The following is an 18,640-nucleotide window of genomic DNA, read 5'->3' on the forward strand; positions in this document are numbered from 1 at the left end:
ACGAGAAAGCAAATTCTTCTATCGTTCAATTTATGATTACTTCTGAAAATAGCGGATTAATCCATATAAGTTGGCTATTGGGCGGCCAACCCGCTCATCGAGCTTCTTCCATGGCCAGAACCCAAGCAATCCTCGTCCGTTGCGCCTCAGGACAGTGAACATGAACTTCAGCCTATCAAAAAAGCTCGGGAGCTTGTGTACACCAGTAAAGAAAGAGCGTTCAAACACACCGTAGTTTTCAACGTGAAATACTGAAGAAAACCAGTCGATCTCGGACTGCGAAGGTTGGAAAACCAAGCGCGCGTGGCTGCGAGCGATCTGCTCAAGACGTAGCGACTGCGTACTGGCTTGCAGTGTCACGGCGTCTAGCAACTGGTTGTAACGAGCGAAGATGTGACGCTGAACAGGAAACACCAGCGCCTCCAGCATCTCTTGCTCATGGAACGTGTCATGGACGGCACTAGCCCTACCATTAGTGTCTATTTGGTAGCTGGCCGCTGAACCGTGATCTGCTGCCAGGAGAATTTCGAACAGGGCGCGATTTTCATTAAAGACATGAAACCGCGACGAGCGGCCTGCAATAGAGGAAAATAGAAGGCCATGCTTGGGATTCGCAGAACCTGCCGCTCCTGACGCTATAAGCCCGATGTAGTAGCCTGTAACTGATTTGACTGGCGTTGCCGGTCCCTTGCAAAGCAGCGTGTAAAGGTTGTCCTGAATCGTGCCCTTCCAGCCGACGTCCACGACCACAAGGTTTTCGGGAACATCACCTTCCGAGAGGGCAGAAAGATACTGCCAAAATGCCTTTCGACGACTCAGTCGTTGCTCGTCATATATCGCAATGAATCGCGGCAACGCCTTGAGTCGGGAGAAGAGGACGCTTTCGGGAAAGTCCTCCTGCCGTTGATTCGACTGTTCAGTCGTCAGGCCCAGCAAGGCTGACAACTCTGTGCAGAACTCATCCAGTCCAAGGCTCGAGAGAAACTCTAGAAGCGACATTCGTCGATATTGTCTGAAAAGCGTTTCGAACTGCTCTTCGCTCAACGCATTCAGAGAAGGCAGCAGCGTTGACCTGCGAGAAACCTCCAGGTAACGGCTTTGAATCGGTACGCCCACGCGAACACAATAGCAGTCGAACATTTGCTTGAGTGGTTGTCCCTCTCTGGAGAGAAAGAATACCTGTTTGACGCCGTTCTCGATGAGTTTGCGATGCAGTTCGCTCACCCAGTACAGGAGCGTGTCTGCCATTTCTCCGAAAAGTTCGAACGAATCAGATCTTCCTTCAAAGCTAGCTCCTCTGATGTCACTCGTCGCCGATGGAAGTTTCTTCACTGCATATATTCCGTGTCGTGGGATCGATGTCGATTAGCATTTTGAGGCGTGTGATAGCGGATGAGGCAGGTATATCGGTAGACTGCGATACCGTAATGACTGCGCCAACCATACGCTCAAACCGTTTTGCATGCCGCAGGCTGATCCGAACCTGCGACATCCCCTGTTTTCAAGTACGGCTGTCGATCGCTATAAGGCTTTCAAAGTACTGACCAAATTTTGCAGCTTTTATAGACCAGTCCCACTCTTTGATTCTTTCAACGTTTTCTGTTGAAAGTCGAGTTAGCAGCGCAGGCTCTTCGACAAGCTTGCGGATACTGTCCTTGAGTGCTTCGATCGTTCTCTCAGGCAAGATAAAGGCTTTCTGTAGCCCGCCGAAAGCCTGCGGCACAATGCCGACATCAGTACTGATAACCGGTATCCCGCAAGCCATCGCTTCCAGAACGGGGTTAGGTGTACCTTCTATCTTCGACGTACACACATAGACGTCGATCTTTGAGTAGTAGTTAGGCATCTGGTCATGGGGAATGAATTGGTCCTGTCGGTCAGCGAATAGGCTTCTTACAGCAAAACCTTCTTGCTGAAGTTGCTCAATTGCCGGCTTGAGGATCGTATTCACGCCTTTGAAGTCTTCGAGCTCTGCCGCCCATTTACTGTTTCCAACCCAACCGATGACCAGTTCACGCTGACCGACTTCTTGAAGACGTTCAATATTCATAGGCATGAATTTTGTCAGGTCGACGCCATCCTCGATTACGCGGGTAGGTTCGGGATAACCGCTTACTTCGGAATAAATTCGGTTCAACTTTTGAGAACCCACAGTGTAGCCAGCGACTATCTCGGTAAAAAGATGGGCGCGGCCACTGAGTTCGTCTTCTTCCAGAAGCAGGTGATCGTAAACACTTGTGCTGAGCTTTTTAGTGGCAATAAAGCGTTCATGGAACAGCTTATATGGCATGCCAAGGCTTTCAACATAGCTTCTGTAGTACGGCGTGCCGATGAGTGTTAAATGTTCTCTCCAGAAGAAGTGCACAATGTCACAGTCTTCGGTCATCATGAATATTTTGTCGATGTTGTCGATGATATCCATCGGTATCACAACGAAATCAAACTGCTCACTCAAATAGCGTTCCAGTTGCCGGGCGATATTTCCAAACGCCCAGTTATCCGTATCGATGATCAGTGCGATTTTCGTCTTTTCATGCTCTACCGGTACAGCCTTCACGGGAGCGGAAATGTGATCGGCCTCATTGTTGAGCCCCAGTTCATCGTGCCGTGACTGGACCCAATGGTCGACCGCATCACCCCAGATCTTGAAACCGTGTTTGGCCTCAAGGTGCATAGCAGACTTGTGAAGAACACCGCGAGAAAAACGCTCTTTCTCATAGTCGCGATCAGCGTCCGAATCAGGCATTGGGTGGTCATGCACCAAAGCGCATACCGATGCGCAACCGACTTTGTAGCCCTGTTGGAACAGGCGTACCGAAAAATCGATATCCTCGAAGCCAACAAACATCCCCTCGTCATAACTACCGATACGATCGAACGTGTCCTTGTTAACGACGCAAGCACCACCAAACAGGAAGGTCCCGAGGAACGGCTGACTGATAACGTCCTGTATTTTTGTCTGCAGGGAAGCGCTTCCAGCACCGATATGAAGTTCGCCCTCTTCATAGGACACATAAACGTGACCGCCCCTGGCGAAGATCGTTTGACCATCTGGGTCAAGCAAGGGGAGGCTCATGAAATGACAGCCAAGAACCGCTAGATCATGCTGAATCTGCTTTAACGGATTCATCGTGAAGTAGATATCATTGTCCAGACACATAAGCCATTCCGTCGTGACGTGTGGAATGGTTCTATTACGGCCGCCTGATACACCGAAATTTTGCCCAAGCTCGACAATACGGGTTCGGAAAGACAGCGTTTTGCACGCCTCGCGCAACCGCTCGATTTCTTCTGCCGAAGAGCCGTTATCGATAATAAGCACTTCACCGGCGAAGTGCGGCAAGAACTCTTCAATGGACTTGAGCAGCTTGATCGATAGCGATGAGCGGTTCATCGAAAGGAAAGAGATCGTCAGGTTCTCGCCATTACTGCCGATATTCGGCCCCGTCTCGCGCCAGGCATCAGCCGCCAGAAGAGCGTGCGCATTGTCATAAACGTAGAGCCCGCGCGAAAGCCCCGGGATGATATCCAGCCCTAGAACTTTCATCAGTTAGGGTTCCTGCGAACAGTTCTGAAAACCTTTTTTATCAACGCTCGAGCATGGCGAGGAACCAATCCTCCCAAACGGAGATAACGGTAATAACCAACTCGCATTTGATCGCGTTCTGCGGTCACTCTTGCCACTTCGGCCTGAAGCGCATGCACTACTGCATTCAATTCATGCTGAGTGGAGTTGAAAACATGCAATCTTTCTTTTACCAGTTCGTTTTCCGTCAGCGTTGCCTGATAGTTAAGTCGTGTTTTTCTCAAGTCGGTCTTAAGTGTATCAGCTTCCGTTTGAAGGGCAGTCAAACGTTCATGGAGAGTGTCCATCTTTATCCGTTCGTCCATAAGCAATGTACCGTCCATTGCATGAACCATGCGCGCATAAGCGTCCATACTGATTGGGAAAACAGCAGCGCCATTGGTGATCTCAGGTGCATTCCAGATGCCGAAATAATAGCTGCAATTCTCAGCATTAAATTCCGGTTTTTCACCGCCGTTAACAAGGTATGCACCTTGGACTGAGTTGTATTTCATCCAGCTATCGGGAACAGTTTCATAGTCTCGCTCGATATCTAGCGGCGTTGAGCCGAATCCAAAGACCGCGGTTCCTATGCTCCAATTGACGTTGTCTCCCAGTACGCTGCTGGCGAGCTGCTGGAACTCCTCGAATCGGTATTTGCGCAAGTGGTACGGGTTACGCTGATGTTCTTCCGGGAAATACCAATAGTCATTTGGGCAACTAATGATAATGAGCGCGTCTTTCTTTGCAACGCGCTTCAGCGAATGCAAATAGGCAGCAGGATCTTCAATGTGCTCAATAGTTTCACACGAAACAATGACGTCAAAGTACTCGGCCGGAAATCTGTCTTCGATGGTTGTAGCGTCCGCCGCAATAAAGTCGATTCCAGGACCGCCAAATGAGTGGGTAGCACGATTCACTGCATCGGCGAACACATCTACGCCGACGACTTCTTCGGCCCCAGCTTGTTTTAAAAGATAGCTTCCGTAACCTTCGCCACAGGCAATATCCAGGACTCGCTTGTTTTTTACAAAGGGCGTGGCAACCGAGTATCTCGCGAAATGGATTGACGCTTCTATGTTCGCTCTTTCGGGAGCAAAGTTGATATCTAACCGTTCCATTTGTGGCCTATTCAAATACTGTTGAGATCGTTTGGTTGAAAATTCCACTGTCGCGGAAGGCTTAACATGCCAACCGCTTTGAAGTTGTCTTCAACACGGAACGAACACGCATTTTTCGCTTCTGCGTAAGTTATAAATCCAACATTGTCGTTAATTGCTACCCGCCACTTGTACTGACCGCTCAATAGGGGGAGATCTGCAAAGTCAATCGATACGGTTCCTGCGCTTGAGGAGCGGAAGGCCGGGATTTTGTCCATCAGTGTGGTAGCGCCACATAGATAAAGCTCATCATGTCTATATAGATTGAAGACGAAACTGATCTCTTCCGGCGGTGTATCAACCAGCGCGACAAAATCGAAACACACACTCACGGATTGCCCGGTTGTTACGGTATCCAGAGCCTTGCCTTTGGTGTCAGTCAGACGGACATCCGTAATTTTAAATAGCTGATCTGCAGACTCGCTGTCATTCAAAGAAGCTTTGGGGGCGATATTTTTTGGATTGCTGGCATCTGGTTCGACAGATTCTGAAGTGTCGTGACTTTCAGCGGCCGCTGTTGCTAACGTGGAGGCGAATGCCGCAGTGGTACTCTGTGCAACCTGAGCCTCCATTTCGATCATGTATTGATCTATGACTCTAGGTGCAGGACCGAACATGACTTGTCGGCCCTCTTTGAGGTACAACGCTCGCTCACACACCGACTTAACTTGGTACTGATCATGAGATACAAAAAGGATGGTGCAGCCACGATCACGTATTTCGTAAAACTTCGAAAGGCAACGTCGCTGGAACGCCGCATCACCGACAGCAAGTATTTCATCGACAATCAATATTTCCGGTTCAACGTGAACAGATACCGAGAATGCAAGCCTGGCAAACATACCGCTTGAGTAGTGTTTTACAGGGCTGTCGATAAACTGTCCAATGTCAGCAAAGCCGGCGATTTTATCAAATCGGTTATCAATTTCTTCTTTTGATAGTCCAAGTATTGATGCGCTCAGATAGACGTTTTCACGCCCTGTAAACTCTGGATTGAAACCAGACCCAAGTTCAAGCAAAGCTGATAGGCGACCTTGACGTTCTACGTGGCCATGCGAAGGAGTAAGGGTTCCGCAGATAATCTGCAGTAGAGTGGATTTACCTGAGCCGTTACGGCCCACAATGCCCACGGTTTCGCCCTTTTTAACATCAAAGTTGATATCCCGTAGCGCCCAGAACTCGTCACTGGGGTTGGCAGCGCTTTTCCAGAGAATTTGCTTCAGTCTGTCTTGAGGTTTTTCATAAAGATGGTAAACCTTCGAGACGCCCGCAACCGAAATTGCCAAGTCATTAGAGGACATCAGCAAACCCCTTTCTTGTTTTTTGGAACCAGATATACCCTAGCCATGCGATGAAAACCGCGCAAAGTGTGTAAATCGCCAATCCCTGAAAATCCGGGAGCTTTCCCCATATCATCACTTCCCGTGCTTGCTCAATGATGAAGGTGAGCGGATTGATCATTAGCCATGGGCGTACCGCCTCAGGCAATGATGTGGCAGGGTAGAAAACTGGGGAAAGAAACATTAATACGGTGGTGAAAAGACCAATAGTTTGAGCCACGTCGCGTAAGTACACACCCAACGAAGCGAGAAACCAAGCAGCCCCCAGCGAAAGTATGATCAATGGCAATATTACCAGCGGTATGAATACAGCGGTCCATTGAACAAAACCGTTAAAAATCAAGAAGGCGATTAACAGAACAGCAAGACTTACTGTTGCATGAAAAAGTGCGACGCCAATACTGACTGCTGGCAGTATTTCAATGGGGAATACAACTTTTTTGACGTAATTGGCATTGTCCAAAATCAATCTTGGAGAGCGATTCAGGATTTCTGAAAACAAGCCGTGAACGATCATGCCCACGAACAATATAACTGCAAAATCCGTCTTGCTATCGGTCCCGCCAATACCCCAGCGCGATTTAAACACTACTGCGAAAAAGAAGGTGTATACCAACAACATCAGCACCGGGTTAAAAAAAGACCAGGCTAAACCCAACATTGACCCGCGATACCGTCCGATTACTTCTCTCTTTGTCATTTGCAGAGTGAGTCGACGGTTACGCCACAAACATGAAATCAAGGTGGCCGGAGATACTGGATGCTTGCCATGTGGATTGATTGGTGTTGCCTTCTGCATCGATACACTCACTTTTTGAATCCTTTGAGGGTTCTTGCTCTGTCTGCGTCAATAACCTGCGTGTATGGTTTCGGTGCAGATTTCAGCACCCCCTGACTGTTTGCTTGCAAGTGCTGGACTCGCATAGCGAGCCGTCTGATCATTCTGGTGTGGCCTGGCATAATAGCGAATCACAGAGCAAATCTTTTCAAGGGTTGGTAGCCGAGAGGGGGCGATGCTCTGCTGCGGAAGATGTTGCAGGTCACCATAAGCACTCGCTGAGGAGCTGAATCTCTCCCTGTTTTTACGCAATAAGAGCTAAAATCTCCTGGCTGGAGGCGTGTGTAGTGAATGGATTCGAGTGGATCCGCCCAAAACCTCTTGCCGGTGTCGGCGCAGAGAGTGATTGGAGCCTTGGATAGGTTTACTGTTTCTGAATAAATACTGCCGTAGGTCGTTTCAGGGGCGATAACGCACGATCGATACTTTCTGGCGAGCTGATTTTGCTTTATCCGACAAAGCGCACCGGAATTAATCCATGTCGTGTTGAATTGGCTCACCAGCTGATTTCCAGAACCACTCCCCAAAGCACCTTCGGTGGCTATTTTTCTTGGTTGAACCATGATGGGCAACCGCCCCTTGGGGGCGACAGAGTCCAAACGTATGGAGGTAAGTGTACCACCCTTGAATTAGGTCGTAGAACCCCTAAATTATTTGTGACCGTTCGTGCTCCTCGTCATCCAAGCCGAGACTTGATCTCCGGTGGTGGCTCCCGATTTCTCTTGGGATCCAGGATCTCATCGCGCGCCCGACGTCATGGTGAAAAGTCCATCTCTACCCATCCGGTAGGCTTTCGAAAATCCATCGACAGTCCTAGTTGCCCTGGACCAGCTGGATGCCTACGGTGACCGCGCTTGACGTGGTGTTTTTCATTGTTCTCAATAGCCCTGAGTCGAAGGTCGTTCATCTTGAAGAATAGATATGCTGTTATGTCAGCACTTGTTCGGCTGCAAATTGGAGTGCGCCGCTGACTCAGCAAGACCACAGTTCGCGCTCATCAACGAAGTCGAAAAGCATCGCTGATGCCTGTCGCTGAGCAGGCTGATAAGTCGTCATGCCGGCCAAGCGCGAGCCATGCCGTAGAGGCCTGCCACGCGCCGAAATCATCCGCGAGTTACTCGAGTGTGAGCTGGCCTGCGGTTTGCGGCTGTTGCGGACATGCCGTCGGCGAAGCTCCTAGACGTGCAAGCTGTTTTGTGATCATCTGCCTAAGTCAGCTTGACGCAGGATCAATTTTTGTGAGCAACCTGTCGTTGGTGTCCTGCAGGCGTACATATAATGTGCGATCGTTGACCGCTGGGCGGTCTCCATCGTCAGGTTGAAGGTGATCTGGTGCGATGTTTATGTACAATGATTTATCAGATTTAGTAATGAGGGAAAGGCCTGGCGGGTCGATCATTTATGGATAAATTTAGAATTTTTTTGCTGAGTCTGCCTCGTAGGCAAAAAAGATTGTTACAGGTGGCCACTGATACGGTGCTGGTTTGGTTTGCTCTATGGCTTGCCTTCATCGTACGTCTAGGCATAGACGGCATGTACAATCCACTAAAGCTCCATTTCTGGCTCTTCGTGTGTGCGCCGATGGTGGCCGTCCCTCTCTTCGTCCGCTTCGGTATGTACCGTGCGGTCATGCGTTACTTTGGCAACGACGCGTTGATTGCCATCATCAAGGCCGTCAGCCTGTCATCGCTGCTCCTTGCGGTCGTTGTCTACTGGTACAGCAACCACGAAGCGGTGGTGCCACGTTCCATTATCTTTAACTACTGGTGGTTGAGCCTCGTCATCATTGGCGGACTGCGCCTTTGTATGCGCCAATATTTTATGGGTGACTGGTTCACCGCCGCCCAACACGTGCCGTTCACCAGTCGTGACAATGGCCTGATCAAGGTGGCCATTTATGGGGCCGGTGTTGCGGGTAATCAACTCGTTGCTGCTCTTCGTATGGGGCGCGTTATGCGGCCTGTAGCTTTTATCGACGATGATACAAGCATTACGGATCGTTCTATTGCTGGCTTACAAGTTTACAACCCCAGGCATATTCAGCGGATGATCGATGTGACGGGGGTGGAAGAGATTCTTCTGGCCCTGCCATCTTCTACTCGAGCGCGACGTCGGGAGATTCTCGATCTTCTGGAAGGCTTTCCGCTTCACGTTCGCAGTGTGCCGAGTTTCACTGATCTGGCCAGTGGTCGGGTGACGGTCGATGACATTCAGGAGGTTGATATTGCCGATTTGCTGGGGCGCGATTCGGTTCCGGCGCAACCCGATCTGCTGGCACGCTGTATCAAGGGTAAGACGGTAATGGTGACAGGGGCCGGTGGTTCGATTGGCTCGGAGTTATGTCGGCAGATTTTTTCCATTGGTCCGACCACGCTTTTGTTGTTCGAGCATAGTGAGTTCAATCTTTACAGCATCTTGTTCGAGCTTGAGCAGCGTATTGCCCGTGAGTCGCTTTCTGTCCGGCTATTGCCTATCCTGGGCTCCATTCGTCATCCGCATAAGCTCCTTGATGTAATGAAGACTTGGAGCGTAGACACGGTCTATCATGCAGCTGCGTACAAACACGTCCCCATGGTTGAACACAATATCGCCGAAGGCGTGCTCAACAATGTGATGGGAACACTCAATACCGCTCAGGCCGCATTGCAGGCAGGTGTTGCGAACTTTGTACTGATTTCCACTGACAAAGCGGTGCGGCCGACCAATGTGATGGGTAGCACCAAGCGGCTCGCCGAATTGATCCTTCAGGCGCTGAGTCGGGAGATTGCGCCGGTGTTTTTCGGCGATAAAGCCAACGTATCGTGGGTAAATAAAACCCGATTCACGATGGTCCGGTTTGGCAATGTGCTGGGTTCTTCCGGTTCAGTGATTCCTCTGTTCCATAAGCAGATCAAGTCGGGGGGGCCCTTGACTGTCACCCATCCGAAAATCACCCGTTATTTCATGACCATCCCCGAGGCGGCGCAGCTAGTAATTCAGGCTGGATCCATGGGGCAGGGGGGGGACGTGTTTGTGCTGGACATGGGCGAGCCGGTGAAGATTGTCGAGCTGGCGGAGAAGATGATTCACCTTTCGGGTCTGAGTGTTCGCTCAGAGAAAAATCTTCACGGCGATATCTCAATTGAATTCACCGGTCTGCGCCCGGGCGAAAAGCTTTACGAGGAGTTGTTGATTGGGGATAACGTGGCAGCAACACGGCATCCAATGATCATGAGTGCCAAAGAAGATCACCTGTCTTGGGATGTACTCAAGGCCAGGCTGACTGAACTGCTAGCTGCCGTTGAGCTGGATGACTATTCCCGAGTTCGTCAGTTGCTGCGTGATACAGTAAGTGGCTACACACCGGATGGCGATATCGTCGACTGGATTTACCAGCAACGTCGCCTTGAACCCTGATCCCCACATAGACGACTTACCGTTGAGAGCGGGGGGGAGTTGCTAGAGGTCAAGATTGGGGAGGTCGAGTAATAAGGGTTGTTGTTTGAACTCGGTGAGTTCGGATTGTATGGCTGCCCTGCTGCAGTCATGATTAAAGAAAGTACCCAGTATTGAACCATCTAGGGTATTTTTGTCATTGCCTGAGTGCAAGGCGAAGCGTTTGATCAAATCAGTCTTGTTTTTATCTTCCACTTCTGAATATCCGCTTATTTGTATACGCGATGCAAAGTATTCCCGCTCCTTATCGTCATCGTGAAAATATGAAAAGGAGGAGCGGGTTGATTTGAAAGGCGTCAGAAGTTTATTCTTTAGATAATTTGGTATTTTTCAAGAGCTTAACAAATCTCTGTACCTAACAGCCGGGCTAACCCCACCTTCATTGGAGTTTGCTCAGGGAGCTGAAATCTTTCAAGTAGTCGTTGGTTATTTGCCCGCGAGTGGCGAATGTCTCCAGGGCGCGCCGCGCCATAACTCACAGATGGCAGTTTTCCTACTACCTCGGATAATGTTTCCAGCATCTGGTTGAGAGTGGTGGCTTGATTCATTCCGACGTTGATTGCGCCAACTTCAACCTTCGGCGCTTCGACGGCTTGCACCAACACCTTTACCAGATCTTCGACATAAACAAAGTCACGGGTTTGTTCACCGTCGCCAAAAACTGTGATGGGTAGACCTTTATGCGCCCGTTCGCTGAAAATGCTAATCACCCCCGAGTACGGTGAAGAGGGATCTTGACGTGGGCCGAAGATGTTGAAAAAGCGGAACACGACCGGCTCAAGAGAGTGCTGACGTCGGTAGAAGTCGAAGTAATACTCGCTCGCTAGTTTGTCCGAGGCATATGGTGTCAGCGGCGCCTTAGGTATCTCCTCGTCGATAGCTTGCCCTTCTCCATTGTTGCCATACACCGCAGCACTTGAGGCAAATACCACGCGCTTGACTTCGGCTTGGCGCATAGCTTCGCAGACGTTCAAGCTACCGATGAAGTTGCTCTGGTGGGTACGTACAGGATCGTCCACCGAGGCTTGGACCGAAGCCACTGCGGCTAAATGTACAACTGCCTGACAACCGATCATGACTCGCGCAACCAAAGCGGCATTGGCAACATCGCCCTCGACAAATTCGACGTGTGGGTTTTCTTGCGGCAGGTTGCTGCGCTTTCCGGTGGACAAGTCGTCGAGAATTCGCACCGCGTAGCCCTTGGCGAGCAAGGCATCGGTTAGATGGGAGCCAATAAAACCGGCGCCGCCGGTGATTAAAATAGGGGCGTTAGCCATGATGGTAAACCTATCAAATGATGTCGGGTTTTGTGCCCTGAAATACGCAGGTCTTGCGAGCGGAGCCAGATACAGTGGCTCTTGGGTGGTTAGGGCTTGGTTTTCTAATGCTCAACGAGAGTAAGTGTCCCATAACAACGCTACTCAATCGAGTTGTGTTTAAGCTCAGGACGGTCTATCCGCGTTCGTTTTCCCTGGTTTGGCAGGATTGACGCCAGTGCTATATCGACGCGCTGAGAGCTAAACCTTGCTCGCTCTGCGCCTTTAAAAACGCTCACAGTAGTGAGGTACGTTTTGTATCTCGACGTGCACGACAGTGCTAGGTTTTCTGTCAGCGTCGAGATCAGGATGAGAGTATTATGGTCGGCTGTATCTGCGTTGTCTGAGGCCGCTTTCACATTTGAGTGTCTGCTCAGACAAAAACTGCAGGAAGACATTGCCATTGAGTTCGCGGGTTTTCGCCCAAGAGAAGAAGTCTACAAAGAATTACTGATCGGCGATAACGTTGCCGCGACGCCACATCCGATGATCATGACCGCCAATGAAGACCATTTGCCCTGGGACGTGCTCAAGGGGCGTCTCACTGAGTTACTGATCGCTGTCGAGGAGGATGATTACGCCCGCGTCCGTCAGCTTCTGCGCGAAACGGTCAGCGGCTACACGCCCGACGGCGAGATCGTCGACTGGATTCACCAGCAACGCCGCCTCGAACCCTGATTGTTTCACATCCTGTAACGGACACACTTTTGACAGCTCCATCACATCGCCTAAGTTTGGGAGGCAGCTTCGGAAAAGCTGCTTCTTCCAATCGATGTCATGGAGCTTCATTTATGCGTACTGGCTATTTCTACTCTCTGGTTTTTGCCCTGCTCACCAGCGCCTCTATTGCGGCAATCGCTGCGCCGACGGCTACGCCAGAGGCTGCCAAGGCACCCTTGGTGCTGGACGCTGCCGCCAAGCCTCAAACCGCTAAGGTCGATCTGAATGGGGCCGATGCGCCAACCCTGCAACGGGAGTTGACCGGGATCGGTGAGGCGAAGGCCAAGGCGATTGTTGCTTATCGTGAGAGTAATGGGCCATTTTCGTCGGTAGACGAACTGCTGGAAGTGAAGGGTATCGGCAAAGCCATTCTGGACAAGAATCGCGACAAGCTGGAAGTGAACTAAGCTTATAAATCCACACCAGGAGGCCGGTCATTGACCGGCCTTTTTTGCTTATTACTGCAGAGGGTTATCTGGCACCTTTTATCGGGATGCAAAAAATTACGGCTATCATATGGCGATAAAATTATGCCTATAATAAATCCGTCGTTCGCTGAAGCATTCGTCTTCCCTTAAGCATCCTCCCAGGAGCACTGTCATGAATTCTGTCCAGACCCAAGGTACGGCCCTTGTCACCGGCGCTTCTTCCGGCATCGGTGCGGTTTACGCGCAACGGTTGGCGGCGCGTGGTTTTGATTTATTGCTGGTCGCCCGTGATCAGGAACGGCTGGAGGCTGCCGCGAGCAAATTGCGCGCAGAGCATGGTGTTCAGGTGGAGGTGCTCAAGGCGGATCTGACGCAAAAGGATGATGTATTGAAGATTGAGCAGCGTCTGCGCAGCGATTCAAGCATCAGCCTATTGGTGAACAACGCCGGTATCGCGGCGGATGGTTTGTTGGCCAACGCCGACATGGATCAGATGGAGCGCTTGATTCAACTGAACGTCACCACGGTGACGCGGTTGGCTTCGGCGGCGGCAGCCGGTTTTACCAAGGCCGGTCGTGGGACGATTATCAATATTGCGTCGGTGGTGGCGTTGTTTCCTGAGCGGTTCAACGCGACGTACAGCGCGAGCAAGGCTTATGTATTGAGCCTGACTCAGTCGTTGAATACTGAGCTGCAAGGCACCGGGGTTCAGGTGCAAGCGGTATTGCCGGGAGTGACACGCACCGAGATTTTGGAGCGTTCCGGTATTGATGCGTCCCAGATTCCGGAGGACATGATCATGGAAGCGGGAGAGATGGTCGACGCGGCGTTGTCGGGTCTGGATCAGGGGGAGCTCATCACCATTCCTTCCTTGCCGAATCTCTCGGAGTGGGAATCCTTTGTGGCGGCGCGTCATGCGATGGCGCCGAATCTGTCCAGAAGCACGGCCGCCGCGCGTTACAAGTGAGGCGCCATGAATCGACTGAGGTATTTGCGCTATGAGTAATCGTCGGGTGGTAGTCACGGGCATGGGCCTGGTGTGTCCGTTGGGGAGCGGCGTCGAAGCGGTTTGGGCGCGTTTGTTAGCCGGACGTTCCGGGATACGGGTATTGCCGGATGAGGTGGTTGCCGATTTGCCGGCCAAGGTCGGTGGCGTGGTGCCGACTCTGGCGGAAGATGCCGAGGCGGGTTTTGACCCGGATCGGGCGACGCCGCCCAAAGAGCAGAAGAAGATGGACCGCTTCATTGTGTTCGCCATGGAGGCGGCGCGTCAGGCAGTGGAGCAGGCCGGTTGGCAAGCGCTCGACGCCAATGCCCAGGAGCGCACGGCCACCATTATCGGCTCGGGCGTGGGTGGTTTCGGCGCGATTGCCGATGCGGTGCGCACCACCGACAGCCGTGGTCCGCGACGGTTGTCGCCGTTCACCATTCCTTCGTTTTTGGTCAACCTCGCCGCAGGCCATGTGTCGATCCAGCACGGCTTCAAGGGCCCTTTGGGGGCTCCGGTAACAGCGTGCGCGGCCGGGGTTCAGGCGATTGGTGACGCGGCTCGGCTGATTCGCTGCGGTGAGGCGGATATTGCGGTGTGTGGCGGCGCGGAGGCGGCGATCGATCGGGTCAGTCTCGCCGGGTTCGCTGCGGCACGGGCCTTGTCCAGCGGTTACAACGATACCCCGGAGCGCGCCTCGCGGCCGTTCGACAGTGGGCGCGATGGCTTCGTGATGGGCGAGGGTTCGGGCCTGCTGGTGATCGAATCCCTGGAACATGCCCTGGCACGCGGCGCACAACCATTAGCTGAGCTGGTCGGTTACGGCACCAGCGCCGATGCTTATCACCTGACTGCGGGGCCGGAGGATGGCAGCGGTGCGCGTCGGGCGATGTCGCTGGCGTTGGCTCAGGCGGGCATTTCGCCGGCACAGGTGCAGCATCTCAACGCGCACGCCACCTCGACACCGGTTGGCGATCTCGGGGAGCTGGCGGCCATCAAGTCGCTGTTCGGCTCGGACAACAAGATCGCGGTGACGTCGACCAAGTCCGCCACCGGGCATCTGCTCGGCGCCGCAGGCGGGGTCGAGGCGATCTTTACCCTGTTGGCGCTGCGCGATCAGGTGGTGCCGGCCACGCTCAACTTCGATAACCCGGATCCGGCTACCGAAGGCGTGGACATCGTTCACGGTCAGGCGCGACCAATGAACATCGACTACGCGATGTCCAACGGTTTCGGATTCGGCGGTGTGAACGCCAGCGTATTGTTCAAATACTGGGAGGACTAGTTCACGACAGGCAGGTGATGGCACGAATAGTGATTACTCATTCGCAGACGATTGTTGAACAATCACGAGGCGTTGAGTATGAGCAGCGGACTGTCCCTGGCCGACCACATCACATTGGAATTGCGCGCTGACATCATCGGCGGTCGTTTGCTGCCCGGCATGGCGCTGGTGGAAAACGATCTGGTGTCGGCTTACAACGCCTCGCGCAACACCATTCGCGAGGCGTTGCACCGTCTGGGGCAGGAAGGGCTGACCCGCTATGTCCGCAACAAGGGCGTGATGGTGCGCAGGCTGGGGGCCGATGATGTGCGCGATCTGTTCAAGGTTCGGCGCACCCTGGAACTGCAAGCCATCAGCGCCAGCCAGCCATTGCGTGAGTATCAGTCCGACCGGATGCTCGAAGCCCTGGAGGCCACCGAACTGGCCCGGGAGCGTGAGGACTGGCGCGCCGTCGGCACCCACAGCCTGGCCTTTCATCAACACATCGTCGGATTGCTGCGCAGTCCGTTGTTCGATGAGTTCTTCACCAACGTCGTCGCGCAACTGCGCCTGGTGTTTTGCACCGCTCCCGATGAATCACGTTTTCAGGCGCCCTGGCTGGCGCGTGACCGGCAGATACATGAGTTGCTGGCCGACGGCGACAAGCGCGCGGCTGCGGACGCCATGAGCCTTTATCTCGACGATTCCGAACACCTCCTGTTGCAGATGCTTGCCCCTTCTTCCCATCACTGATCGAGGATTTTGTGCCATGTACAAAGACTATCCGGCGGCCTATCAAGTCAGCAAAGGCTCGGCCTTGCAGGTGGACACAGCCTTCTACGAACGGATCCGCGACCAGAAAGAGCGGCGCACGCTGATCGAGCAGTTCGAAGTGCCGATCCGCACCGGTCGGGCGTGGAATGTGCCGGCCGGGCACGTGTTCAGGGTCACGACCCCGGTCGGCCCGCAAGTCGGGGATTTCAACGTCTGGAATGCCCACGATCCACGCGAGCGCTTGTGGGCGGCGCGAACCAGGCAGTTGCAAGGCGCCCATGTCAGCACCCATGACCGGCTCTGGTCGAACCTGCCATTTTTACGGCCGCTGGTGACCATTACCGACGACAGCCTGGCCGGTTATGGCATCGACGAACACGGCGGGCGTTTGCACGATTTGCTGGGAACGCGCTGCGATCCTTACGTGAACAAAATGCTCACCGGCGAAGACTTCCATCATCACTGCCACTCCAACCTGACTCGCGCGGTGATACCCCATGGCCTGACCGAGTTCGATGTGCATGACGTGTTGAACATTTTCCAGTGCACCGGCCTGAACCACGACGACCTGTATTTCATGAAAGCCTGCCCGGCGCAGAAGGGCGATTATCTGGAGTTTTTTGCCGAGATTGATCTTTTGTGTGCGCTATCGACCTGCCCGGGCGGCGATCTGTCGCTCGCCATGTGGGGGCCGGATGCGCAGGATCCGTTGAGTGTGTGCCGCCCGCTGGGAGTGGAGATTTACCGGTTGGAGGATTCGTTGCTTGAGGGCTGGAGCCAGCCGGAGCGTGCGGCTTACAAAGGGTTGCATGGCTTGCACATTGCCAAGGCCGATTGGGAAAAGTGAGGCGCTTTTGTGGCGAGGGGGCTTGCCCCCGTCCGGCTGCGAAGCAGTCGTAAATGTTTTAGGGCCGCTTCGCGCCCCAACGGGGCGGTGCGGCGAGGGGGCAAGCCCCCTCACCACAATTTCGGTCAGCGGTCCTGCGCATCCTTGGCATCCGCTTCCGCATTGCGTTCGGCGACGCGCTTGCGTTGCTCTTCAGTCAATTCGACCTTGTTGGCGGTGTCGCGCAGCATCATCAAACCGCCAACGATCGAGCCGATGGCAACGATCAGAATCAACCAGGCATACCAGGGCATAGGATTCTCCTTGAGGGCAGGTCGGTGGGCGGGTTTCGCCAACCGATCCTGCATACCACTTTTGAGCGATGGAATTTCGCAGTGGTTCCATTCTATGCCTGATCCGACAGCAGCACTGCGGCTGTTTAGAGCCCGGTCAACATCGCATCCGCCGGTGCATCGGCACGCAGTTGCGCGGTTAGCATGAAGTACACGAAACCCACTGCCATGAAGCCGAGGAAGATCAACCCGATCAAGGTGTTGAACCAGGCCATCGCCACCAGGCAAACCACCGCCAACACCAGCGCAATGAATGGCAGCAACGGGTAGCAAGGCGCGCGGAAAGTGCGTTCCAGGTTCGGTTCGGTTTTGCGCAGTTTGAACAGGCTGAGCATGCTCATGATGTACATCACGATCGCACCGAATACCGCCATGGTGATCATTGCCGCCGTCAGCGTCATGCCGCCGAGGTTGATCAAGCCGTCACTGTAGATCGCCGCGATGCCGATCACGCCACCGGCGATGATTGCCCGGTGCGGGGTCTGGAAGCGCGACAGTTTGGCCAGCGATGCCGGCAGGTAACCGGCCCGGGCGAGGGCGAAGAACTGCCGCGAGTAGCCGAGGATGATCCCATGGAAACTCGCCACCAGGCCGAACAGGCCGATCCCCACCAGCATGTGCAACCAGCCGGAGCTTTCGCCAACCACGGCTTTCATCGCTTGCGGCAGCGGATCGTTGATGTTCGACAGGGTGCGCCAGTCGCCGACACCCCCGGCAAAGAACATCACGCCCATCGCCAGCAGCACCAGGGTCAGGATGCCGCTGATGTAGGCCTTGGGAATCGTGCGTTTCGGGTCCTTGGCTTCTTCGGCGGCCATGGCCGCGCCTTCGATGGCCAGGAAGAACCAGATGGCGAACGGGATCGCCGCGAACATCCCGGCAATCGCCGGCGCACCGAACACATCAGAGCCGGCCCAGCCGTTGAGGGCGAAGTTGCTGAAACTGAACGCCGGGGCGACCACGCCCATGAACACCAGCAGTTCGGCGACAGCCAATACGCAGACCACCAGTTCGAAGGTGGCGGCCAGTTTCACGCCGAGAATGTTCAGGCCCATGAACACGATGTACGCCCCGACTGCTGCGTGTTTCGGGTCGAGCGCGGGAAACTGCACATTCAGATAGGCGCCGATCGCCAGGGCAATCGCCGGTGGCGCGAAGACGAATTCTATCAGCGTTGCCAGCCCGGCAATCAATCCGCCTTTCTCTCCAAAGGCACGGCGGCTGTAGGCAAAGGGACCGCCGGCATGGGGAATCGCGGTGGTTAGCTCGGTAAAACTGAAGATGAAGCAGGTGTACATCGTGGCGACCATGAATGAGGTCACCAGAAAGCCCAGCGTACCGGCCACGCCCCAGCCGTAACTCCAGCCGAAGTACTCACCGGAAATCACCAGCCCGACCGCGATACCCCACAGGTGCAGCGTGCCCAGCGTGGGTTTGAGTTGTGTGTTCATGTGTTGCCCCCTGAACGGTTTGGAAAGCTCGGGGGAGGGCGTGTGCAGCGGGCGTGCCAGTGTTGTGGTGGCAGTCGTAAAGCGCGAAAAGGTGTCGTATCGGGGATGTTCGCGGCGGATTAGCCGCTTTTTGTGCGCCAGTTGTGGGCAGTGTCGTCAGTGCTGCCGCCTTCGCGAGCAAG

General features: G+C 53.6%; 14 protein-coding genes and 1 pseudogene. 7 read left to right on the forward strand and 8 right to left on the reverse strand.

Annotated features, from left to right (window positions below):
• Positions 1-36: 36 nt before the first annotated feature.
• From AF70_RS09090 to AF70_RS09110, 5 genes are all read right to left on the reverse strand, one after another.
• Positions 37-1,332, reverse strand: coding sequence for a hypothetical protein (locus tag AF70_RS09090; RefSeq protein ID WP_231508956.1), 1,296 nt, complete (start codon positions 1,330-1,332; stop codon positions 37-39).
• Positions 1,333-1,501: 169 nt separating this feature from the next.
• Positions 1,502-3,547, reverse strand: a complete 2,046-nt coding sequence (locus AF70_RS09095) for a glycosyltransferase (protein WP_028938992.1) — start codon at positions 3,545-3,547, stop codon at positions 1,502-1,504.
• Positions 3,547-4,686, reverse strand: coding sequence for a class I SAM-dependent methyltransferase (locus AF70_RS09100; protein WP_050438282.1), 1,140 nt, complete (start codon positions 4,684-4,686; stop codon positions 3,547-3,549). Before AF70_RS09100 ends, AF70_RS09095 begins: the two co-directional genes overlap by 1 nt.
• Before the next feature lie 11 nt (positions 4,687-4,697).
• The gene (locus AF70_RS09105) at positions 4,698-6,026 is read right to left on the reverse strand and encodes an ABC transporter ATP-binding protein (RefSeq protein ID WP_028938993.1); all 1,329 of its coding nucleotides are present in this window, start codon (positions 6,024-6,026) and stop codon (positions 4,698-4,700) included.
• A complete protein-coding gene (locus tag AF70_RS09110; protein WP_028938994.1) occupies positions 6,016-6,846 on the reverse strand; it encodes an ABC transporter permease in 831 nt (276 codons plus the stop codon). Before AF70_RS09110 ends, AF70_RS09105 begins: the two co-directional genes overlap by 11 nt.
• A gap of 1,458 nt (positions 6,847-8,304) precedes the next feature.
• On the opposite strand from AF70_RS09110, the gene AF70_RS09115 reads away from it, so the two are divergent.
• Positions 8,305-10,299 carry a nucleoside-diphosphate sugar epimerase/dehydratase gene (locus AF70_RS09115; protein WP_028938995.1) on the forward strand — a complete coding sequence of 665 codons (1,995 nt, stop codon included), beginning with the start codon at positions 8,305-8,307 and terminating at the stop codon, positions 10,297-10,299.
• A 377-nt stretch (positions 10,300-10,676) separates the two neighbouring features.
• Here AF70_RS09115 and AF70_RS09120 read toward each other — a convergent pair whose 3' ends face one another.
• The gene (locus AF70_RS09120) at positions 10,677-11,615 is read right to left on the reverse strand and encodes an NAD-dependent epimerase/dehydratase family protein (protein ID WP_028938996.1); all 939 of its coding nucleotides are present in this window, start codon (positions 11,613-11,615) and stop codon (positions 10,677-10,679) included.
• 391 nt (positions 11,616-12,006) lie between these two features.
• On the opposite strand from AF70_RS09120, the pseudogene AF70_RS09125 reads away from it, so the two are divergent.
• From AF70_RS09125 to AF70_RS09150, 6 genes and pseudogenes are all read left to right on the forward strand, one after another.
• Positions 12,007-12,332: pseudogene (locus AF70_RS09125) on the forward strand (polysaccharide biosynthesis protein); the annotation flags it as partial.
• Positions 12,333-12,445: 113 nt separating this feature from the next.
• Positions 12,446-12,781 (forward strand): helix-hairpin-helix domain-containing protein, encoded by a 336-nt coding sequence (locus AF70_RS09130; protein ID WP_019582567.1) that lies wholly within the window; start codon positions 12,446-12,448, stop codon positions 12,779-12,781.
• A 193-nt stretch (positions 12,782-12,974) separates the two neighbouring features.
• Positions 12,975-13,769, forward strand: a complete 795-nt coding sequence (locus tag AF70_RS09135; protein WP_028938998.1) for an SDR family oxidoreductase — start codon at positions 12,975-12,977, stop codon at positions 13,767-13,769.
• Between the two features lie 31 nt (positions 13,770-13,800).
• Positions 13,801-15,075: a beta-ketoacyl-ACP synthase II gene (fabF, locus tag AF70_RS09140; RefSeq protein ID WP_019582565.1), complete on the forward strand. Its 1,275-nt coding sequence runs from the start codon at positions 13,801-13,803 to the stop codon at positions 15,073-15,075.
• Positions 15,076-15,153: 78 nt separating this feature from the next.
• Positions 15,154-15,807 carry a GntR family transcriptional regulator gene (locus tag AF70_RS09145; RefSeq protein WP_028938999.1) on the forward strand — a complete coding sequence of 218 codons (654 nt, stop codon included), beginning with the start codon at positions 15,154-15,156 and terminating at the stop codon, positions 15,805-15,807.
• Between the two features lie 16 nt (positions 15,808-15,823).
• A complete protein-coding gene (locus tag AF70_RS09150) occupies positions 15,824-16,675 on the forward strand; it encodes a DUF1989 domain-containing protein (RefSeq protein ID WP_019582563.1) in 852 nt (283 codons plus the stop codon).
• A 125-nt stretch (positions 16,676-16,800) separates the two neighbouring features.
• Here the strand turns inward: AF70_RS09150 and AF70_RS09155 are convergent, their stop codons facing one another.
• Both AF70_RS09155 and eat read right to left on the reverse strand, forming a co-directional pair.
• The gene (locus AF70_RS09155; RefSeq protein WP_008006000.1) at positions 16,801-16,968 is read right to left on the reverse strand and encodes a DUF2897 family protein; all 168 of its coding nucleotides are present in this window, start codon (positions 16,966-16,968) and stop codon (positions 16,801-16,803) included.
• Between the two features lie 125 nt (positions 16,969-17,093).
• Positions 17,094-18,458 (reverse strand): ethanolamine permease, encoded by a 1,365-nt coding sequence (gene eat, locus AF70_RS09160; protein WP_019582562.1) that lies wholly within the window; start codon positions 18,456-18,458, stop codon positions 17,094-17,096.
• Positions 18,459-18,640 lie beyond the last annotated feature (182 nt).

Source organism: Pseudomonas sp. KD5 (genome assembly GCF_012932895.1).
GTDB lineage: Bacteria > Pseudomonadota > Gammaproteobacteria > Pseudomonadales > Pseudomonadaceae > Aquipseudomonas.